The following is a 21912-nucleotide window of genomic DNA, read 5'->3' as shown; positions in this document are numbered from 1 at the left end:
ACCAAAAAAGCAGGGATTAAACATCCCTGCTTTTTGTTTTGCTTAAGGATTAATTTTAAGCGAGGTCGCGATGGTTAAATCCTCCGTACCCAACCAGCATTAATCCTACTCCCAACGCCGTCAAAACCAACACGTAATTGTAATTAACCTGGTCTAAAGGAACCATTTTGGTCCATCCTAATCCGGTAAGTTGTTTAGTCCAATCCGGTAATTTAAGTAAACCACCGAGATAACTGGTAAAAAATGCGTAGCCTAAATACAGCCAGGTAACCCCATTTAACTTTGGAGCTATCCCATTGAAACAAACCGCTAATCCAATGGTCAAAATAATTGTCGGGGCAAAGGCCACAAAAGTCTTTACGTACGCTGTAAAACTAATATCGCCTTGGGACAGCGCTAAATTTCCCGCGATGTAAACACCGAGCAATCCTGCTGCAAATCCCAGAATCCCAATTCCTACCGCGTTGACCACGTAAGCGGTCATTAAATGATTTCGTGAAACCGCCTTAGCATAGACATTTTCCAGATACCCGTGTTGCTGGTCACTATGCAGCTTGTTAACCCCCATCACCGCTGGAATCGTTCCTAAAACGGCCATAATCATCCCGATAATTGAAATAAAGTTAAGCAAAATCTGGTGATTAGCACTGCGCACCGCCGACTTTTGCATAACTAGCTGCATGGTCGGGTTAGATTTTAGAATGTCCCCCACCGTGTTAAATATTGAACCTAACATTCCTCCTAGGACAAATAATGCAATCAGCCAGATCCAGTTGCCGTGCCGTTGTAATCGTTCAATTAACGTGAGGGGCCCACGTAAAGTCCACGTCGCCCGGGCCCGGCCCGTTGATCCCTTAAAAATGCCAGATCCCACATCTCGCCGTTGATTAATTCCTAAGCCCACTAACCCCATGATGATTCCTAAACCTAACGTTAAGAAAACTGGAGTCCAATTGTTGCCATGAAAAGCATCAATTTTTTCAATCCACCCCATGGGAATCCACCAAGTGTGGTCCGGAGCCTTGAGATCGGTAAACATACGGGCAACGTACATCGCCCCAAAAATCAAGTAGCTAGCAATCGTCGCAGAACGAGCGTTGTCGAAAATTTGGGCCATTAATAAACCAATGACGCCAAATAATAATCCCATCGCTGCCAAACTTAGCCCAATCAGCCACGCACCATTCGCGTTCACTCCTGCCATAGAGCTAAATTGAATCGCAAAGCTATATAGTACGCCCGTCGCCGCGTCAATTATGAGTAATTCCGTGAATGCTGCCAAAATTATTGACCAGCTTCCAACATCGTGCGCTACTAGTAATTCCGTCTGCCCCCGATCCTCTTCTGCACGCGTGGCGCGAATTGCAAAATAAATGTTCATTGCAATCATCGCGATTGCCATAAATATCAGCATTTCAGTTGCAAAGAGATCTCCACTGGTTTTTAGCGGTGTCTTAAAGGTACCAAAGAAAGCTTGCATTGCTGGCGTATCAAGGGTCGACTTGATTGTTGCAATCGCTTGGCGAGTTCCGTATAACGTTTCAAATTTAAATGCCACGCTGGCCATCAGCCCCGCTAATACTAAAACCCATACGCCAATGTTTAAACGGTCACGACGCAAATTTAACACCGTTAAGAGACCATAACCCTTCATTTTATTTTTCATGATCAGTCACCTTACGTTGGTCCGAGCCTTGCTTGTAGTATCTCAGGAATAGGTCTTCTAAAGTTGGTGGGGTGCTTTGAATTGCTAAAATATTTTTCTCCGTTAACACCCTCATCACTTCGCCCACGGCTTCTGTATCAACAGAAAAACTAATTTTTTTGGGAGTTCGTTGGTCAATGCTAAACCCATGCACTCCAGAAATGTTCTTGACTATTTCAGCATCGTCGCTGGTCGTGACGGTGATTTGAGTGCGGGTGAGGTGCCGCATTTCATCTAAAGTTCCTTGTTCAATAATGGTACCTTCGCGGATAATTGCAATTCGATCACACATCCGCTCCACTTCAGATAATATGTGGCTAGACAATAGAATTGCCTTTCCTTCGTTCTTAAGTTTTAACACTTCCTCTTGAAAAATCTCTTCCATCAAGGGATCTAGCCCCGAGGTGGGTTCATCAAAAATGTAACACTCCGCTTCCTGGGAGAAAGCCGCAATTAACGCCACTTTTTGCCGATTTCCTTTTGAATAAGTCCGCGCCTTTTTCTTCGGGTCCAAATCAAAACGTTCAATTAATTCATCAGTCCGCTTAGAGTGTTTTTCGCCGTTCATTTTTAGGAATAAATCAATGATTTCGCCACCAGTCAGATTTGGCCACAAATATACATCACCTGGTACGTAAGCAAGTCTACGATGAATTGCCACTCGATTTTGCCAAACATCCTGGTTAAACATGGTAGCTTTTCCTGCACTTGCCTTAATAATCCCCAAAATCACCCGAATTGTTGTCGTTTTTCCCGCACCATTGGGTCCAATAAAGCCAAAAACTTCGCCGCGGCTCACTTGAAAGGTAACGTTTCGCAACGCGTGGACTTTACCAAAGTTCTTTTGGATTTGTTGCACGTCTAATACCTTTTTTGCATTCATTATCAGCGCCTCCCTGCTGGTACCTCTTTAATTCCAACACAGAATACGCTCTGCGGGTATATAAGTCAACGTAAATTTACGGGTATTTTTTCTTTAAAAATTCCTTTATTTCGGGATTCTTTGCTGTCTAGCCAAAATGCGTTCCAGCCCCTAACTTCTTCCGGTTAACTAAATATAAGGACTAATCACCTAACCCGTGATTAGTCCTTATATTTCATTAATCCTCAGAAGTTGCCCAGGGGCTTCCACTCTCTAAGTTAAAATACCTCTCCAAAAATTTTCCTATTCCATTTTCTAAATTACTTTCCGTCACCGCATCCGCTTCTTTTTTTAGTAGCTCTGGGCTATTCCCCATTGCTACCCCAGTTCCTACCGCGCGGATCATTTCCAAATCATTCATATCGTTGCCGAAAGCCAGCGTCCTTTCCACTGGAATCTGGTACTTATCCATAATCGCACGGACCGCCGTAGCCTTTGAAATTCTTCTTGGAATTAATTCCAAGTTATTTGGCGAAGAAGACGACACTGCTAGCAATTTGGTTGCCATTAAGCGTTCCTTCGCCTCTTGTAAACGCGCGGAGGGCTCATCGTCAATCGTGATACCATTAATAATTTGGCTGCTTAATTGCCGCAAGTGGTCTAAATCCTGAATCTTTTCAAAACCCCGGTTCCCCATTTTATCCGCCACCACGCGGACCCGCGCTAACCGACTTAAGCGCCACGGCTTTTTGTTAGTATAGTAGGTCATTTCGGTGGTGAAAAAATTTGTCGAAAGTCCTAAGTCCATCGTGATTTGGTAGATGGCCTTCAACGCGTTCCATCCCAGATGCTCCTGGTGGATATGGTGTCCTTTTTGGTAAACCGATCCGTTTGAAGCAATAATTTCAACATCGTTGTTGATTTTTTTCTGGATTAATTTTGCTAACGACAGCATCCGCCCAGTGGCAATGTAAAAAATTACGCCCTCTTGTTGGAGTCGTTCAATTGCCTGTTTGGTTGCTGGTAAAACGTTTTGGTGATTGTCAATCAACGTTCCGTCAATATCCATAAATACTAAATGTGGTTTCACTGCCTTCACCCCTTACATTACTGCCTATTATTGTACTACATTCTGGTAGCGTTTCCATCTTTCTCGGCAGTTTAAGTGAGTTTGTTATTAACCCGTGGTATCATTTTATTTAGGAGGAGCGTAAAATTAACTGTAACAGCAAATATAGTAAGGAGTTCTAACCATGAAAAATGAAATTCACCTTTTGTACATCTCGATTGCGGGTAATACGCAATCTTTCGTCGACGATTTAAGTGACTACGCCGAAAAAATGCACCAGCAAGACCCAAAAAATCCTTTAATTTTCGCAAAGGAAATTACGGACGAAACGGAATTTGCTGACGAAGAAATCCCCTATTTCGCCTTCGTCCCCACCTACTTGGATGGCGGCAACGGTATTGATAACGGCGTTAAGGAGCTAATGACCAACGTGCTGGGTGAATACATTGCCTACCATCACAACCGCGAATTATGTCTTGGGGTAGTGGGTAGCGGCAACCGCAACTTTAACGAACAGTATTGCCTAACAGCCCGCCGTTACGCTCGAGACTACGGTTTTGAAATGATCGACAATTATGAACTCCGGGGCACCACCAAAGACTGTGAACGAATTTACGCTAACATGGCAGAACGTGTCGAAGAAGAAATTAATGTATAAAGAGAGGAATTAAGATGGAACGTGCAAGACTCTTACCAATCGCAACTGGCTTAAACTTCCGCGAACTTGGCGGTTATAAAACCCTTGATGGCAAAACGATTAAGTGGAACAAAATCGTTCGGTCGGGACGCTTATCGGGCTTATCCCAAACGGACCTAGACTTTTTAGCTAAATACCCCATCAAATACGACGTGGATTTCCGTTCTCCCGAAGAAAAAAGTCAAGCGCCGGACCAAGTCCCTGCCGGAGCAAAATACACCTTCGATCCGGTATTTCCGGTTGACGAAACCCAAAGTACTAAACAAACTAGCGATTTGCAACGTAAAATGAACTATGATCCCACCAGCGGCCTAGTTGAAATGCGGCGCGTTTACCGTGACGTAATCAACCAATCCCACGCCCAAAAAGCATACCGCAAATTTTTTGACGTTTTACTAGCAAATAGTGACGAAGATTCCGCCCTCCTTTTCCACTGTACTGCAGGAAAAGACCGGACCGGCATGGGGGCCGTTTTCCTCCTTTCCGCTCTTAACGTTGACGAAGATACGATCCGAGCCGATTATTTACTTACTAACCGGGCAATTAAATCTCGTATTGATAATTTAGCGATGGATTTAAAATTACAAAATAAAAATTCGGCCTTTATTCAAAGTGCCAAAGCGTTACAATCCGTCAACATTTCCTACTACAATTCCGCGATGGAAGCCATTAAAAAGCTTTCTGGCTCCACCCAAAACTATCTTAAGGAATATCTCCACTTAACGGATCATGACTTAGCGGATCTCCGAAAAATTTATTTGGAGTAATTAACAATTTTTATAAACTTTGGTATTTTTAAAAGACTAAGTTAACAAAAAATTCACATTTACCATTTATGATAGAAAATGTGGATGAGGAGGTAGGGTTTACCGTTTCTCATCCGAAAATTTATTCTGATTACTCCTCCAAAAAGTACAGAATGTAGTTTTCAATAACCTACTCCCCAAAGGGCGCCCTAAACGGCGTCCTTTTTTGTTGATCCGGTAAATGTTTCTGTTCAGCTGCGTTATAATAGGCTTAAAACCACAGATAGGAGTATGCAAATATTATGAACCCCGAACGAATTTTGAACCTCCCCCACGCCGTGAACCTGCGAGAACTCGGTGGCTACCAAAATATTAATAATCAGACTATCAAATGGCGAAAACTTTTACGTTCCGGTGAATTATCCCGCCTTAACGAACATGATGGCGACATTTTAGCCAATTATGGTCTAAAGTACGACATTGATTTACGTTCTCCTTCCGAAGTAACTTGGCGCCCGGATCGTGTTCCTACGGGGACCATTGTCCGTTCTTACCCGGTTTATCCAATTCGGGACGGCGAAACTTCAGACATTCCAACTAACCAGCATTTACAATACCAATCTCACGTAGAAGCCATGTACGACCCCTACTTGGTAATGGTACTTAACGAACACGCACGTTTAGCGTTCCGCCAAATGTTCATTGATCTCTTAGCTAACGACCAGGAAAACGAATCGCTCCTATTTCACTGTGCAGCCGGCAAGGACCGTACTGGGGTGGCCGGAATGCTAATTATGGCGGCACTTCAAGTTCCCTACCGCACCATTCGGGAAGACTATCTATTGACTAATTTAGTTTATAGCCGGCGCGATCCGAATGAGTTACGCAAACAAATTGCCAACCGGCACGCTAACCAGCTAATCCAAAAGATGAACAGCGTCTTTTCCGTTGCCGCAGCTAGTTTGGACCGCGCTCATCAACTAATCATCGATCGATTCGGTAACTGGGACCATTATTTCAAGGAAGCTTTAGAATTAAGTGAAACTGACCTAAAGGACCTTCGTCGAATTTACCTTGAGAAGGACTAATTCATTTGCGGAAACGTTTCCGAGGTGGTAGGATATGGGCAACAACGATAAGATAACGGGAAGGACCTGATACAATGGCAACACCAGTTGAAACAATGTGGCAAGCATTTACCGAACAAAGTGGCGTTAAGGAGGATCGTTTTCAAACACGATGGTTTGGTCCCCAAGACCAGCCCGCAGAAATCGACCGGCTAAACGCCTTGATTCTCAAAGGGCAAAAGCGTGCAACCACTAAACCGTTAGCTTATTATTCCGCCGAACAAGAAGCCATTCCCCAAGCAGGAGATTATTTTGTGCTTCTAGACGGACAGATGAAACCCGTTGCGATAATCCAAACCGTCGTTTCTGAATTAATCCCCTTCTTAAGGGTTTCTGCCGAACATGCTTATAACGAAGGTGAAGGAGATCGCAGCCTCGAAGATTGGCGTGAACGTAGCCTGCATAAATTTGAAAACTTAATGGCTAATTACGATAATCAATTTTCAACCGATGATCCAGTTGTAACCGAGTTATTCGAAGTGGTTTATCGCCGTTAATAAATAGATAATTAAAAACAGTGTGGAAAGTGCAACTTATCGAGTTGTCATTTACTTTTCCACACTGTTTTTTGTTTATTTATGAATGTTAATTTTATATTTTCCAACCACTTTGCGTAAACTACCGGCAGTTTCGATGATTTTGCCTTCGCGCAATTCTTGCCACGTAGCGTTCAGTACTCCACCAAACATGATAATCATTGCTGAAAAGTTTAACCAGAACATGATGGCAATAAAGGTTCCTAAAGTTTTATAGCTCGTGACGGAACGGGCAAAAATCCTCAAGTAAAAGGAAAAGACTTGGGACAAGACCATCGTACCGACCGTCGCAAATATCGATCCTGGAATCACGTACTTAAAACGAATCTTAGCGTTAGGTACTAGGTAATATAGCAAGGATAGTCCCACGAATAGACCGACAATGGTAACCGGCCACTTCAATTGGCCGACTAGCGCAAATAGATGGGTCGGTAAATTAAGAATGGGCGTTAAATAACTAACCAACGTTTGACCAAAACTAAATAGGAAGACCAGCACCGCCATAATCGCAATAATCACTACCGTAAGAAAAAAGGAAACCACCCGGTTAATGATTGGGTTTTGGTATTTAGCAACCCCGTAAGCACGGTTAACGGTTCGCTGAAACGCTGCAACCGCTTGGCTAGCTGAAAAAACCGTCATTAGCAAACTAAACGAGAATAATTCGCCATTTCCGGAGCCTAAAAAATCTTTAACGATTGGCTCGGTAATGTTATAAATGGTCTCCGGCACGGCGGTTTCTATGTACTCTAAAACGGTATTTACCCGGATTTGAAACAGTGGTAATAAAGTTCCCAACAGCATTACTAAGGGAAAAAAGGAAAGCAGTAAATAATACGCTAATACGATCGAATTATTTACCACTTCCGACTCATTAAATCTCCTCAATAACGCTTTTAAGAAGGTTTTGCTTTTTCTAAAAAACACCTTAAAAGTCATTATTTTCTCCAACTACTTCACAATATGTTTACTCAAGTTATAGTTACGGCCCGCAATCATGGTGACTAGCCAGCTTAAAATGGTAATGATAAAAAAGACAAAAAATGCCGCCCGATAACCCGCTAATGAAGACAACTGTCCCGGAAGCCCAGAAAACGACCAACTCTCGGTTACGTTTTGTAAAACGACGGACAATACTGTCAAAATCAAGCTGGTTGCCATTAACTTAAATTGGCCAGCAAAAATGTCGGCCATGTTAATCAACCTACGGGAATGTGGCCGCTGGTTAAGTCGTTTGCCAACTTGAATTAAGATTCCGTGCCCTGCTTCAATCAACATGGTTAAGATTACAAACAACAGTAAGTTTAGGTATGTAGAAAAAATCGCCAAGCAACCCCAGCCTAACATCATGATGCCGGTTGCTAGTCGAATTCGCTTCACCATGGAAACTGGTTGTAATAACGTTACGGTGCCGTGGTGGACTACCAATCGAACCACAATCCCCGGAATCAACGACAACCCGATCGCCCACGTTGCGTAGTGAAGCCCCTGGCGTAAATACAATACCCCAATTACTAGCAAACTTGCAAAGGATGCCGCGCCAATTCCTTGTAAGAACACCGCTCGCAAATAGCGCACGTCTAGCAAGCCTTTAAAATCGATTAACGGGTTCTTAACTCGCCATTCACGCCAAACGTACAGCCCTAAGCAAATCAATGCGCTAACCAAAAAGAACCACCGCCACCAACCGGCTAACGCTAAGCCCGTTTTCGTGAGCAAAACCATTCCGCCGATTAGTAATAGCAACCCGCTAGAAAGAACAAAATTGACCCATTCAACGCTGTATTCTTGGACTTCAAGATCAATCTCGATTTCGTTTGCCATACCATAGACAATGAGGCTTCCCAAAATCACTAATAAGTTAGCCCATTGCCAGGCGTGAAAAGCAAAAAAACTCAACCCAGTTAGTACCAACGCCACAATGGTAGCTACTCCGGTAATAATATCTTCGAGTTGATTAAAATCACTAAAACGACTATCCTCAGGGAGGAGGGCGCTAATCAAAGTGGCAAACATGGGCAGCATCATCCCGCAACCCACGGCTTGAATAATTCTACCCACTAGCATGAGGGGTAACGTGTAGGCCAGGCCAATGATGACCGTCCCAATGATAAAAACTTTTAGTGAATCTCTAAATAGCGTGGAAACCGTCCGTTTTTGTAACCATACCGGTCCTAATGGATACATCAATGCTAAAATAGCTAAGGGCAAGATGTTCACCAGTTGGACGGTAGTTCCGCCGTTATCAAAATTGCGTAAAATTTCCGCAATTGGCAAAGTAGTGCTAAATTCGCCTACCAGCATGGTTAACATCCCTAATATTAGGACGATAACGTGACGGTAGTCCGCACTACTCAGCTGACTACGTAAACGTTGCAGTTTATTCATAAGTGCACCTCTTTAAGCCAACTTAACTTTAATTTTATTAATTTAAAAACCTAAAGTAAAGCTTCGGGGCAAACTTTATTTAATCGCGTTTGAAACTAAGCAAAAAACGTGCTTCAATTAATTTAGTGACTCGATTATGACATAGGAGAAAATACGATGGCCAAAAATACAATCGATGAAGCAATTGAACATTTACGACAAAAGCATATTCGCATCACTCCTCAGCGTCGACTCGTTTTGGAATACCTAATTCAGAAAAGAAATCACCCTACCGTGGAAACTATTTTTCACGCGTTAAATTCCACCACCCCTAACCTCAGTTTGGCAACTATTTACAACACTTTGAAGTTGTTAGTTGACCAAGGATTGGTAATCGAACTGACTAGTGGTGAGGATGGCATCCACTATGACTACTATGGGCATCCACATTTCCACGTAATTTGCGCCAACTGTGGAAAAATTATTGACGTCGATTATCCTGAATATGCCGCTGATTTAGCCAAAATTGACCGAGTAGCCGCTACCAAAACTGGTTTTGACATTATTGCCAATCACGTTGAAGTGGAAGGGCTATGTCCTGAGTGCCAAAAACTCACTTCTCCCGATTCCCAATAACTTAACGTTTTCCACAAGTTAAAATTGCATAATTAAAAAATGCTTTTCAAGAAGTTATAATCTTGAAAAGCATTTTTGTCTGTCATTAATTATGCTTGAGCTAAAGTAACGATGGATACTTTATAAACGTCTTCTTCACTAGCACCCCGGGAAAGGTCTGAAATTGGTGCATTCAAACCTTGGAGTACTGGTCCTAACGCTTCAAAGCCACCCAGTCGTTGGGCAATCTTATAACCGATGTTACCAGATTGCAATTCTGGGAAAATAAAGACGTTGGCGTGGCCCGCTACATCTGATTCAGGAGCCTTAGTCTTCCCAACTTCAGGCACGAAGGCCGCATCAAATTGAAGTTCTCCATCAATTGGGGTTTGGGGATCGCGTTCCTTAGCCAACTTGGTTGCTTCCACAACTTTATCAACCATTTCACCAGCAGCGGAGCCCTTTGTAGAAAAGCTAAGTAACGCAACCTTAGGATCAATTCCAATTGAACGCGCAGTTTCCGCACTTTGGATGGCGATTTCTGCTAACGTATCTGCGTCCGGATCGATGTTAATTGCGGAGTCCCCAAAGACGTAGCGTTCATCACCACGTTGCATAAGGAAGGCGCCACTAATCCGCCGCATTCCTGGCTTAGTCTTAATAATTTGCAACGCTGGCCGAACCGTATCACTAGTTGCGTGGGCTGCTCCAGAAACCATTGCATCAGCCTTGCCAAGGTAAACCAACATTGTCCCAAAGTAGTTAACGTCTTCGAGCATTTTTTCAGCTTGTTCCGGCGTATTTTTACCCTTCCGACGTTCAACTAACTTGTCCACCATATCTTGCTTTTCGTCAGCAGGATATTCGGCAGGATCAATAATTTGTAGGTTAGCTAAGTCAAGGTTATCTTTTTGGGCTAAAGCCTGGATGTTAGCCTTCGAGCCCAACACGATCACCTTAGCCAATTCTTCATTAGCTAAACGAACTGCTGCTCCAAGCACCCGTTGATCTTCACCTTCGGGTAAAACCAACGTCCGTTTTTGTTCTTTAACTTTGTTTTTAAAAGTTTCAAATAAGTTCAAAACTAATCCTCCATTTTCTTAAAGCGTTCCACTTCACGTGCAATCGCTAATTCTTCATTGGTCGGGATTACCATAATTTTAATTGCGGAATCTTCCTGGTTAATGAACCGTTCTCCACGTTGTTGGTTAAGCTCATCATCGATTTTAGCGTTAAAAATGCCTAACCGGTCCACGACTTTTTTCCGGATTGGTACACTGTTTTCACCAATACCAGCGGTAAAGACGATTCCATCAAGGCCGCCCATTTCCGTTGCGTATGAGCCAATGTACTTAACGATGTCGTTAACTAAAATCTCGACCGCAACTTCGGCGCGATGATTACCATCACTTGCAGCGTCTAGAATGTCCCGTAAGTCTGGAGATAATTGTGATAAACCTAATAATCCAGACTTTTCGTTAAGAATTTCTAGCATCTTTCGTGGGTCCTTAATGTTAAGTTTTTCCATTAAGTACACTACTAATGAAACGTCGATATCCCCTGAACGGGTGGCCATCGTAATCCCAGCTAACGGCGTGAAGCCCATTGACGTGTCAAAGGACTTTCCATCCTTAACCGCCGTAATTGAACTTCCCGCACCCAAATGCAACGTGATTAATTTCAAATCTTCCAACGGTTTTTGCAACATCTTAGCCGCTTGCCCCGCGACGTAACGGTGACTGGTGCCGTGTGCCCCATATTTCCGGGCTCCGTATTTTTCATAGTATTCATAAGGAATGCTATAGAGGTAATTTTTTTCAGGCAACGTACCGTGGAAAGACGTATCGAAAACCGCCACACTCGTGATGTCCGGTAAAATCTTCTTAAACGCCCGGATACCCGTAGCGTTAGCCGGGTTATGCAATGGAGCATATTCCTTTAAATCTTCAATATCTTTTAAGACTTGGTCATTGATCAATGCGGAGTCTTGGTAAATTTCTCCTCCCGCAACGACCCGGTGACCCACCCCGGTAATTTCGTGGTAGTCCTTAATGATATTTAACTTCAAAAGCTGTTGTAATAACAAATCAACGGCTTCTTCGTGGTTCTTAATTGGCTGTTCGATTTTAGTTTTATGTCCGTCAGCCGTCTTGATTGTAAAATTAGATCCTGGAATGCCGATTCGGTCTACCTCTCCAGATGAAATGACCTTTTCTTCTGGCATTTCGAAAAGCTTAAACTTCAATGTTGAACTACCAGCATTGATTGCAATTATTTTTTCCACTTTGTGATTGCTCCCTTACAATAAGACTTATTTTATCAGAATCCGACCGCTTTTTTCCTCTAAAAGTTATTATTTAGATAACTAATAACTATTAAAAAGGAGTGCTACCCCACTTTACGGTAAATTCTTTATATTAAAAATAACAAAATTAGTGACGTTTGGGCACTATTTATCCCAATACTTATAAAATAATCTTATTCCAAATGGGAAACGTTTTCAATCCTTTGGCACCTTTTTGTTCGAAAATGACGGAAAATAAAAGGAGATTAAGGAATCTTTCCCTTAATCTCCTCATTGGAGTCAATATTTTACTTTTTTAGATAACCTAGTCGAAAAAAATACCCTTTTTCGATTTTGGTTTCACAAAGTTTTAACTTTCCAAGTGTTTATTCTTAGTACTTGCCACTCAATTTACTTGCGGCTGCCTCGTCAACGATCACGGTAACGTTGTCGTGATTTTGGAGCAAGCTTGCTGGTAAATCAGTAGTTACTGGTCCTTCGATCATTCCCTTGATGGCGTCCGCCTTGTCTTCACCATAAGCTTCCATCAGGATGTGCTTGCTTTGCATGATTGAAGCCAAGCCCATTGAAATTGCAAAACGCGGAACGTCTTCTTCGTGTTCAAAGAAACGAGCGTTAGCATCAATAGTAGATTGGGTTAATGCTACCTTATGAGTAGTGCTATCTGCAGGAGTTCCTGGTTCGTTGAAACCAATGTGTCCGTTGCGGCCAATTCCTAAAATTTGTAGGTCGATTGGGTTTTCCGCAATAATTTCATCGTAATGCTTTGCTTCTGCTTCAATGTCTTTTGCGCGACCATTTGGTAAATATGAGTGTTTGAATGGCTTTGCATCAAATAGGTTCTTGTGCATGAAGTAGTTGTAGCTTTGATCACTGTCAGCAGGAAGTCCCACGTATTCGTCCAAGTTAATTGAAATTGAGTCTGAAAAATCTAAATCACTTTTAATGATTTCTTGATAAGTGGTAATTGGAGTACTTCCGGTAGCTAAACCGAACGTCTTTGCCCCATTTTTCTTTGCGTCAGCAAAAACTTTGTAACCTTCTTTTCCGCCTTCAACATCATTTTTTACGATAATTACCTTCATAGTCAGCGCTCCTTTTTTCTTTTTGGTATAGTCCAATTATAAAATGGTCTAAACCAAAATGCAATAGATAAGCCAATAAAACGCAAAAAATACTAAACTTTTATTTTAATCGTCTCTTTTTAGGGTTTTCGCGCAATTAATTAAGCGCGTAGCGAAATTGTTGAAAACGCGTACATTTTCATCTATAGTTAAGGTAGCGTAGGAGGTGGATACCATGAGTGAAACAATTTTCTTTAACCCCGGTGATTCGATCGGTAATTTTCACGACTATAACGAGGCGGTGCGTAAGGGACACCTCTATAAACAAAAACAACAGCTGGATGACGAACTAGTAGTCGTTAATAATAAAGATAAAAACGAAGAATACGCTATTTTTTACGTAAAGGATCGCAAGCCTAACCAAGATAAAAATAATGTATCGTATGATGTGCATAAAAAGATTTAGCGTGTGAAAAACCTCGGCAGAGTTAGGGATTAATTAGATTTTAGCCTTGATTGCGAAGTTAGCAATTAAGGCTAAAATTTTATTAACCACAGAATGCTGAGGGCGGAAAACCATTGCAGCTGTACTGCAATATTCCCTCCGCCTTTAATCACCAAGCAAAAATAACCGCTACGCCTCCGGACGTGACGGTTATTTTTTCCTCTTACCACGAAGTCAACTTCATTCGTGTAATTCAATCGGTAAGCCATCCGGGTCAAAGAAAAAGGTCATTTTACGCTGATTGAGGTCGTCTTTGCGAATAGGTTCTACCCGAATCCCCTTAGCCTTCAATTCAGCAACGTCAGCAGCGATGTCCTCCGTTTTAAAGCATAGGTGCCGCAATCCCGCTGCTTCAGGATACGTAAGTCGTTTAGGCGCCGTGGACTTGATGAATAATTCTACCATCAAGTCTCCAAAACTCAGGTCTAACTTAACATCCTGTTTATCACTTCGTTTAGTTTCTTGCACCACTTGCATCCCTAACTGTTCCACGTAAAATTTCCGGGCTGCAGCATAATCGGTACAAATAATTGCAACGTGGTCGATTTTTTTTGGTGTCATTAGTCTACCCACTTTCCTACTTTTCTTCTATTTTATCTAGAAACCCACTTTTTTAACAGCCTAGATAGTTTATAGCCCGAAAAGATTGACTTTTCCCATGATAACGGGAAAATATGTAGTTGTACAAATTATTTTCAGGAGGAAGAATTGAATGAAGCAGTCACAAGCGCCTTCAAAAACGAATAAAACGCTAATTCTAATTGCACTGGGCATTTTCACCTTCATGTCCACCCTTGATGGCTCAATCGTCAACATCGCCATGCCCATCATGTCAAAGGAAATGAACATTAGCCTAAGTCGAATTGAATGGGTCGTTTCTATTTATTTGATCGTCATTAGCGCCCTACTAATGTTTTTTGGTCGCTTAGGGGACGTAATTGGAAAATCAAAAGTATTCCGGATCGGAACCGCCATATTTATTTTGGGATCTCTACTTGCCGGAATTAATTTAGGCCTGGCGTTTTTACTATTCGCCCGGGCCGTTCAGGCAATCGGAGCTGCCATGACCATGTCTAACAGTTTTGGAATTACTACGAGTACCTTTCCCATTGAACAACGGGGACGGGCAATGGGAGTAATCGGAACCTTCGTTGCGCTAGGAGCCGTTGCCGGCCCCGCAATTGGTGGTCTAATCTTAAATTATTTAACTTGGAACTACATTTTTTGGATTAACGTCCCCATCGGAATCCTTGCCGTTTTAATTGGATTAAAGAGTTTACCCCATGACCAGCCCCTCGCAGCCAACGCACCCATCGATTGGATGGGAGCAATTGAATTTGCAATCTGTATCATTACCTTTTTCTTTGCAATTCTTCGTGGCCAGGAACGCGGGTATTCCAACCCATTAATTCTGGGAGCCTTATTAATTGCTATAATTTCGTTTGGTTTATTTATTCATACCGAAAACCACCGTCGGCACCCTTTGTTAGACCTATCGATTTTTCAATATGCCGACTTTACGCTGGGATTAATTGCCGCTCTGCTTGTATTTATTAACGGCTTCTTTTACAACGTTTTAATGCCCTATTACCTAGTTAACGCCCGGGGCCTATCTTCGGGCGTGGCCGGAACCCTTTTGTCCATCATTCCGTTGACCATGGTAATTTTCGGACCCGTGGGCGGCTTTTTATCTGACAAATTTGGTGGTGCTAAAATCACCGTAATCGGCGTAACGCTGCTATTAATTTCACAGTTCCTAATTATGGGATTCAACTTACAAACGCCATACTGGTTCTTTATTTTTACTTCTATTATTACCGGAATGGGAACTGGATTATTCCAATCCCCTAACAATGCTTCCGTAATGTCGGCGGTACCGCACAACCGTTTAGGGATTGCGGGCAGCGTCAACGCCCTGGCACGGAACCTCGGAATGATTTTAGGGGTAACAATTTCTACGTCAGCGTTATTCTTGTTGATGAGCGCCAAAGCACACACTAACTTAACCACCTATCCACACGGCAATGACCAACTCTTTATTTTCGGAATGCATTTTTCATTCGCCATTTCTGCCGGATTACTTGCAATCGCCGATATCATTGTAATCCGCCGTTGGTTAATTGCCCGGCAGAAAACTTTGGACGCATAATCACAAGCATAATTTTTAACTTCCGTACCTCCTTGCGCTAGGATTAGTTCGTAGGTAAAAGTCATTCAGTCAATTTATTGGGAGGCCACACTATGAAAATTAACATTACTCCATCTGCACAAGAATATTTAAGCACTAAAAACATCGGTCAACGCCACGTCTTTTTGGCACTAGACGACGGATCAAGCAAGTTTTCTAAACTAGGCGGTTCATGTTCAATCGGAAATAAGTTCCAACTAGTGGTTGCGGACAATGAAGATGCTGACTACGCTGAACCAATCGAAAACAACGCTGGTTTGGAGCTTTCTACCGGTCATGACGAACCCACTTATTTAGGTGAAGGCCTAACCCTTGACTACAAGATGGGTTTGCTAGCACTTCGCGATAACAGTGGAATTATTGACAACGCCGTTACGGTAACGAACTTTGTCCCCCAAAACGACGGAGACGGTAAGCAACTTAAGAAAGATATGCAAGAATTAGGTAATCAAATTTGCTAACCTAAACGAAACAAACGAGAAGCTATCAGACTTTTATCTGGTAGCTTCTCGTTTTGTATGCTCATCGATTCGAACACGTAACGAACAACCTTCTCCGTTAAACTTTGATCACGAGTTAACCCCTATACATAGTTATCAATTCCAAATCACTCTAATAGCTTTACTTTATTAATTAAGATTGATAATTTCTAATCTGACGAGCGGCCGCCAACCCAAAGACCACCGTTTCCGCAATCGAATTACCTCCGAGCCGGTTATTACCGTGCAATCCGCCCACGGTTTCCCCAGCCGCATATAATCCCGCAATCGGTTGTTGTTGATCATCTAAAACTTGAGTTTGTACGTTAACTTTTAAGCCGCCCATCGTGTAATGTACGGCTGGTGCCACCGGAATCGCCGCAAAAGGCCCGGTTGCAAAGTCATCTACCAAGCCGGTGGTGCGGCCAAATTCTGCATCATGCTGTTGGTGAACTACCGTTTGCCAAGTTGCCATCGTAGTATCCAAAGCGGCTTGGGAAATTTCCAATTGGTCGGCTAATTCTGCAAGGGTTGCACCATGGGTGACCAAACCAATTTGGTCGTAAAATTGGACGGCAACCACCCGGTTAATCAACGCTTGGTTAAAAATTAGAAAAGCGTTGGCCGGAGTTTGCGCGTTAATCGCCGCCGTAACTTCTTTACGGGTGGCCAATTCGTTAACGAACCGGCGTCCTTGATGATTAACGAGAATCGCGCCCTCGCCGCGGACCGTTTCCCCAATTAAAAAGGTCTTTACTGAATCTTGATAAACGGTGGGATGCACTTGAACTTCCGCCATATCGACCAACTGAGCTCCCAACTGCTGTGCTAGCCGGAGTCCATCGCCGGTCGCTCCCGGTTGGTTCGTGGTGCGGTAATGCAGTAAATCAGGTCGGTAGTGCCCAATTAAATCTTGGCTGGCCGAAAAGCCTCCGGTTGCTAAAATAATCGTCTTGCTATGGAGAGTTTCTCGAATCCCAGCTGGATTTTCGGTAACCACCTCAAAATCCCCGGCTTCCGTACGAATAATATTGACTACCTTAGTTTCACAAAACACCGGCACCTGTTTTTCTGCCAAGTCATCTATTAAATGGTGTATCAAGTAACCACCAATCGCCGGCGCACTGCTTGGTCGGTGCGCCCGCTTTACCGCCATTCCACCGGTTAAGGTCAAATCATCTAAAATAATGCCGTGATTTTTTAGCCAATCCACCGCCTCGGCTGCGTGACTAGTAAAATAGCGCAGCATGTCCACGTCATTTTGCTGGCCGCCACCCCGGTAGGTATCTTCAAAAAAGGCTTCGTAAGTATCCTTAATCCCCGCGTGCTCCTGAACAGCCGTTTTAGCAGCGTTCATTCCTGAAGAAGCCCGGATAGAGTTTCCGCCAGGCTTGGCCATCTTTTCTAAAACGACCACTTGTTTTCCCGCTTCGGTTAACGCGAGTGCACTTACTAAACCCGCACTCCCGGCCCCCACGATTACGGTATCAAATTGCTTTTTGCTGGTGGTTGTTTGAAGTTCTTGGGATTGTGCCATTACTCTGCCTCCGTTAATTTTTTACCTTAAAATCTGCAATCCGTTCAAACCCGTATTGATCCATTGCGGCAGGCAATTCCGTAATGACGTCGTGACACGCCCGCGGATTGCCGTAACTTGCGGATCCAATTTGAATTGCTTGTGCTCCTGCTACCATTAATTCTAACGCATCTGCGGGAGTAAAAACGCCTCCCACGCCAATAATTGGCAAATCGGTTACTTGACGTGCTTGGTGAATCATTCGTACGGCTAGGGGGTGAATCGCCTTGCCAGAAAGCCCCCCAGTGCCGTTTGATAAGTGCGGCTTGCGGGTGTGTAGATCAATTTCCATCCCCATCAACGTATTAATCATGACTAATCCGTCCGCTCCACCCGCTTCGGCAGCAAGTACGAGGGGTTCGATGACGGTCACCGCGGGAGTTAGTTTAACTAACACCGGACAGTTCACTTGGTCCTTAATTGCTTGGGTCAGTTCTTGTACCATTCGTGGTTCCGTTCCAAAGGCGATTCCGCCTTCCTTCACGTTCGGGCAGGAGACGTTTACTTCAATTAACTTAACGTTCGGTGCGCTAGCCATCCGGTGTGCGACCGTTACGTATTCTTCAAAAGTGCTCCCCGCCACGCTGCCCACAATCGGTAGCGTTGGAAAATTATTGGCTAACCACGGAAGTTCTTCACTTAATACATGATCAATCCCCGGATTCTTTAACCCCACCGCGTTCAGCCAGCCCGCGCTGGTTTCCGCCGTTGTGGGCCACGGGTTGCCTGCTCGGGGAGTTTGGGTGGTCGATTTAATCACTAAGGCGCCCAATTCGTTTAAATCCATTTTCTCCGCCAGGGACTGACCATACGCGGCAGTACCACTCGCATTCATAACCGGATTTTTTAACGTTACTCCCGCAATTTCCGTTTCTAAGCGTTGCATAATCTTCCTCCTTATAGGTGAACCGTAGTAAAGGCTTGGGCTTCTAACACTTGTAAAATGGCATCCACCGTATCCAAGGCGGTAAACAATGGCACTCCGTAGGTTAGCGCAGTTTGTCGGATTTTAATTCCGTCGTTGGCGCTATCCGGATCGTCAGCAATGGTGTTAATCACCGTTCTAATTTCATGTTCTTTGATTTCATTTAAAATTTGGGTCGATTCCGTCAGCTTTTCCACCGTTTCCACAGGTAAGCCGTTTTGTTTCAAGACTGCCGCGGTCCCTTCAGTAGCCACCAGTTGATAACCTAGGTCCCAGAAACGTTTAGCTAGGCCAACCACTTCTTCTTTATCCGTATTTCGAACCGTTAGTAAAACTTTGCCGTGGTCTGGCAAATGAAGTTTTGCGCCCTCCAACGCTTTATACAGCGCCTTAGCTAAAGTGCGGTCGCTCCCCATTACTTCGCCAGTGGATTTCATTTCTGGTCCTAGTAAACTATCCACATCGTTTAGTTTGGTGAAGGAGAAGACCGGCGCCTTCACGTGAATTAACTTGCCCGGTCGGTGAAGCCCCGGAGTTAGCCCTTGTTCCCGAATAATTTGACCAAGAATGGCCTTCGTTGCGATCCGGGCCAGTGGTAAATCCGTGACCTTGCTAATCAATGGAATCGTCCGACTAGCGCGCGGGTTAACTTCAATCACGTAAACCTGTTCGTCGTGCACGATAAATTGAACGTTCATTAGCCCTACGCACCGTAGGCAACGGGCCAATTTAGTCGCGATTTCCACAATTTGGTTCTGTACGGTTGTTGAAAGGGTTTGGGCTGGATATACCGCCATTGAATCTCCCGAATGCACACCCGAACGTTCAATATGTTCCATAATGCCCGGAATTACCACGTCGTGCCCGTCGCTAACCACGTCAACTTCACATTCCGTCCCCACCAAATACTGGTCGATCAAAACCGGATGCTGGTGGGAAACCTGGACCGCGGTGTGCATGTAGTTTTCCAATTCAGCCTGGTTGTGGACAATTTCCATCGCCCGGCCCCCTAGAACGTAACTTGGACGGACAACCACCGGATAACCGATTTGATTAGCCGCCGTAATTGCCGTTGGAACCGTAGTAGCAGTGCGACCTTCGGGTTGTCGGAACTGGTTTTCCGTGATTAACTGGTTAAACTCATCCCGATCTTCGGCACGGTTCACGTCTTCCACCGCGGTCCTTAAAACGGGGACTCCATGGTCCGCTAAAGCCTCAGCTAAATTAATCGCGGTTTGGCCACCAAATTGGACGATTACGCCCTTAGGTTGCTCTAACTCGATTACGTTAAGCACCTCTTCGACAGTTAACGGCTCAAAATATAGTTTGTCAGACATTGAAAAGTCGGTCGAAACGGTTTCCGGGTTGTTATTTACCACGATGGCTTCGTAACCCATTTGGCGAATTGCTTGAATCGAATGGACCGTGGCGTAGTCAAATTCAACCCCCTGCCCAATCCGAATCGGGCCCGACCCCAGCACTAGGATGGAGGGCTTTTCTGAAACTTGACTTTCGTTTTCAAATTCGTAGGTGCTGTAATAATATGGCGTGCTGGAAGCAAACTCCCCTGCACAAGTATCAATCATCTTGTACACTGGCTGAATTCCAGTTTGTTGCCGAAATTCGCGCACCCGGTCCGCAGTAGTTTGCCAAAGCCGGGCAACCGTAGTATCCGCAAACCCATACCGCTTAGCATCGGTTAGCCATTCGGTTGCAAAGGGGTGTTCCTGCAACGCCGTTTCAATTTCATAAATATGTAGTAATTTATCCAAAAAATAAACGCTAATCTTAGTTAATTGTGCTAATTTAGTCAACGACTCGCCGCGGCGCAACGCTTCGTAAAGGTAGAATAGCCGGTCGTCTCGGGCTACTTTGATTCCAGCAAGTAACTCTGTGTCGCTTAAGTTAGCTAAGCGTTCATCATGGAGCTCCGTCACGTCAATGTCGAGGGAGCGCAACGCCTTTTGGGTGGCTTCCTCAACGGTGCGACCAACCGCCATTACTTCCCCGGTCGCCTTCATTTGGGTACCTAAGCGGCGATCGGCGTTGGCAAATTTATCGAACGGCCACCGGGGAATTTTGCAGACCACGTAATCAAGCGCTGGTTCAAATTCCGCGTAAGTCGAGCCGGTCACCGGATTCAAAATTTCGTCGAGTTGCAATCCAACGGCAATTTTCGCCGCCACCTTGGCAATTGGATAGCCGGTTGCCTTAGAAGCTAGCGCGCTTGACCGACTTACCCGCGGATTGACTTCAATCACGTAGTACCGATTCTGGACTGGGTCAAGGGCAAACTGAACGTTGCATCCTCCCTCAATTTTTAACGCCCGAATAATCCGCAGCGCCGCGTCCCGCAACTCTTGAACTTCCCGGTCGCTTAAGGTTTGAACCGGTGCGTAAACAATTGAGTCTCCGGTATGAATCCCTACCGGATCAAAGTTTTCCATGTTGCAAACCACGATCGCGTTATCGGCGTGGTCCCGCATTACTTCAAACTCAATTTCCTTCATTCCGGCAATGCTTTGTTCGATCAGCACTTGGGTCACTGGCGAAAGGGTGAGTCCGTTGGCGGCAATTTTCCGAAGTTCCGTTTCGTCATTAGCGATTCCGCCGCCGGTGCCGCCCATTGTAAAGGCGGGCCGGACGATTACGGGGAAGCCACTTTGCTTAGCGAAGTCGACCGCTTCAGCAACCGTGGTCGCAATTGCGGAGTCAGGAACTGGTTCACCAAGTTCCTTCATTAACGACCGAAACCGTTCGCGATCTTCTGCTTGGTCGATTGCGTCTAATTTAGTTCCTAATAGCTCAATATTTAGTTCCTTTAGAATTCCTGATTCGGCTAGTTCCATCGCCATGTTAAGCCCTTGCTGACCTCCGAGGGTTGGCAAAATGGCATCCGGGCGCTCTTTGCGAATGATTTGGGATACGAATTGCCGGGTGAGTGGTTCAATATAAACCTTATCCGCCACGTCCGTATCGGTCATGATGGTCGCTGGATTTGAGTTAACCAACACCGTTTGGTAGCCGAGTTCTTTTAACGACAGGCACGCTTGGGTACCAGAATAGTCAAATTCGGCCGCCTGACCAATAATGATTGGTCCTGATCCAATCACCAAAATTTTATTTAAATCCGTTCGCTTAGGCAT

General features: G+C 44.3%; 20 protein-coding genes. 8 read left to right on the top strand and 12 right to left on the bottom strand.

What is annotated here, in order from left to right:
* Positions 1-55: 55 nt before the first annotated feature.
* From NYR25_01555 to NYR25_01545, 3 genes are all read right to left on the bottom strand, one after another.
* Entirely contained in the window at positions 56-1666 is a 1611-nt protein-coding gene (locus NYR25_01555) for an ABC transporter (GenBank protein ID UWF34120.1), read from the bottom strand.
* Positions 1656-2588 carry an ABC transporter ATP-binding protein gene (locus NYR25_01550; GenBank protein UWF34119.1) on the bottom strand — a complete coding sequence of 311 codons (933 nt, stop codon included), beginning with the start codon at positions 2586-2588 and terminating at the stop codon, positions 1656-1658. The genes NYR25_01555 and NYR25_01550 overlap by 11 nt, the downstream gene beginning before the upstream one ends.
* Positions 2589-2805: 217 nt before the next feature.
* The gene (locus NYR25_01545; GenBank protein UWF34118.1) at positions 2806-3657 is read right to left on the bottom strand and encodes a Cof-type HAD-IIB family hydrolase; all 852 of its coding nucleotides are present in this window, start codon (positions 3655-3657) and stop codon (positions 2806-2808) included.
* A 163-nt stretch (positions 3658-3820) separates the two neighbouring features.
* Between NYR25_01545 and nrdI the strand changes: the two genes are divergently transcribed.
* The 4 genes from nrdI (at position 3821) to NYR25_01525 (ending at position 6703) form a co-directional block, all read left to right on the top strand.
* Entirely contained in the window at positions 3821-4294 is a 474-nt protein-coding gene (gene nrdI, locus NYR25_01540; protein ID UWF34117.1) for a class Ib ribonucleoside-diphosphate reductase assembly flavoprotein NrdI, read from the top strand.
* 14 nt (positions 4295-4308) lie between these two features.
* A complete protein-coding gene (locus tag NYR25_01535; protein ID UWF34116.1) occupies positions 4309-5100 on the top strand; it encodes a tyrosine-protein phosphatase in 792 nt (263 codons plus the stop codon).
* Between the two features lie 281 nt (positions 5101-5381).
* Entirely contained in the window at positions 5382-6167 is a 786-nt protein-coding gene (locus tag NYR25_01530) for a tyrosine-protein phosphatase (protein UWF34115.1), read from the top strand.
* 74 nt (positions 6168-6241) lie between these two features.
* A complete protein-coding gene (locus NYR25_01525; protein UWF34114.1) occupies positions 6242-6703 on the top strand; it encodes an ASCH domain-containing protein in 462 nt (153 codons plus the stop codon).
* A gap of 75 nt (positions 6704-6778) precedes the next feature.
* Here the strand turns inward: NYR25_01525 and NYR25_01520 are convergent, their stop codons facing one another.
* On the bottom strand, positions 6779-7606 hold the full coding sequence (locus NYR25_01520) for a YihY/virulence factor BrkB family protein (GenBank protein UWF34113.1): 828 nt from the start codon (positions 7604-7606) through the stop codon (positions 6779-6781).
* 87 nt (positions 7607-7693) lie between these two features.
* The gene (locus NYR25_01515; GenBank protein UWF34112.1) at positions 7694-9130 is read right to left on the bottom strand and encodes an MFS transporter; all 1437 of its coding nucleotides are present in this window, start codon (positions 9128-9130) and stop codon (positions 7694-7696) included.
* 156 nt (positions 9131-9286) lie between these two features.
* On the opposite strand from NYR25_01515, the gene NYR25_01510 reads away from it, so the two are divergent.
* Positions 9287-9745, top strand: a complete 459-nt coding sequence (locus NYR25_01510; protein ID UWF34111.1) for a transcriptional repressor — start codon at positions 9287-9289, stop codon at positions 9743-9745.
* Between the two features lie 89 nt (positions 9746-9834).
* On the opposite strand, the gene pta is transcribed toward NYR25_01510, so the two are convergent.
* From pta to NYR25_01495, 3 genes are all read right to left on the bottom strand, one after another.
* A complete protein-coding gene (pta, locus tag NYR25_01505) occupies positions 9835-10806 on the bottom strand; it encodes a phosphate acetyltransferase (protein ID UWF34110.1) in 972 nt (323 codons plus the stop codon).
* A gap of 2 nt (positions 10807-10808) precedes the next feature.
* Entirely contained in the window at positions 10809-12008 is a 1200-nt protein-coding gene (locus NYR25_01500) for an acetate kinase (GenBank protein UWF34109.1), read from the bottom strand.
* 392 nt (positions 12009-12400) lie between these two features.
* On the bottom strand, positions 12401-13114 hold the full coding sequence (locus NYR25_01495; GenBank protein UWF34108.1) for a glucosamine-6-phosphate deaminase: 714 nt from the start codon (positions 13112-13114) through the stop codon (positions 12401-12403).
* A gap of 214 nt (positions 13115-13328) precedes the next feature.
* On the opposite strand from NYR25_01495, the gene NYR25_01490 reads away from it, so the two are divergent.
* Positions 13329-13559 (top strand): hypothetical protein, encoded by a 231-nt coding sequence (locus NYR25_01490; GenBank protein UWF34107.1) that lies wholly within the window; start codon positions 13329-13331, stop codon positions 13557-13559.
* A 219-nt stretch (positions 13560-13778) separates the two neighbouring features.
* Here NYR25_01490 and NYR25_01485 read toward each other — a convergent pair whose 3' ends face one another.
* A complete protein-coding gene (locus NYR25_01485; GenBank protein UWF34106.1) occupies positions 13779-14159 on the bottom strand; it encodes a VOC family protein in 381 nt (126 codons plus the stop codon).
* Positions 14160-14310: 151 nt separating this feature from the next.
* Here NYR25_01485 and NYR25_01480 point away from each other — a divergent pair, with 151 nt between their 5' ends.
* Both NYR25_01480 and NYR25_01475 read left to right on the top strand, forming a co-directional pair.
* Entirely contained in the window at positions 14311-15747 is a 1437-nt protein-coding gene (locus tag NYR25_01480) for an MFS transporter (GenBank protein ID UWF34105.1), read from the top strand.
* 92 nt (positions 15748-15839) lie between these two features.
* Complete coding sequence (locus NYR25_01475) at positions 15840-16247, top strand: iron-sulfur cluster biosynthesis family protein (protein ID UWF34104.1); 408 nt, start codon at positions 15840-15842, stop codon at positions 16245-16247.
* 172 nt (positions 16248-16419) lie between these two features.
* On the opposite strand, the gene NYR25_01470 is transcribed toward NYR25_01475, so the two are convergent.
* From NYR25_01470 to carB, 3 genes are read right to left on the bottom strand one after another with little or no spacing between them, the layout of a single operon-like run.
* Complete coding sequence (locus tag NYR25_01470) at positions 16420-17802, bottom strand: flavocytochrome c (protein ID UWF34103.1); 1383 nt, start codon at positions 17800-17802, stop codon at positions 16420-16422.
* Positions 17803-17815: 13 nt separating this feature from the next.
* Entirely contained in the window at positions 17816-18727 is a 912-nt protein-coding gene (locus NYR25_01465; GenBank protein ID UWF34102.1) for a dihydroorotate dehydrogenase, read from the bottom strand.
* Positions 18728-18738: 11 nt separating this feature from the next.
* A complete protein-coding gene (gene carB, locus NYR25_01460; GenBank protein UWF34101.1) occupies positions 18739-21912 on the bottom strand; it encodes a carbamoyl-phosphate synthase large subunit in 3174 nt (1057 codons plus the stop codon).

It is taken from the genome of Pediococcus acidilactici, from assembly GCA_024970065.1.
Taxonomy (GTDB): domain Bacteria; phylum Bacillota; class Bacilli; order Lactobacillales; family Lactobacillaceae; genus Pediococcus; species Pediococcus acidilactici_A.
Note: the sequence above shows the minus strand (reverse complement) of the source record. Positions and strands in the feature narration are given on the sequence as shown.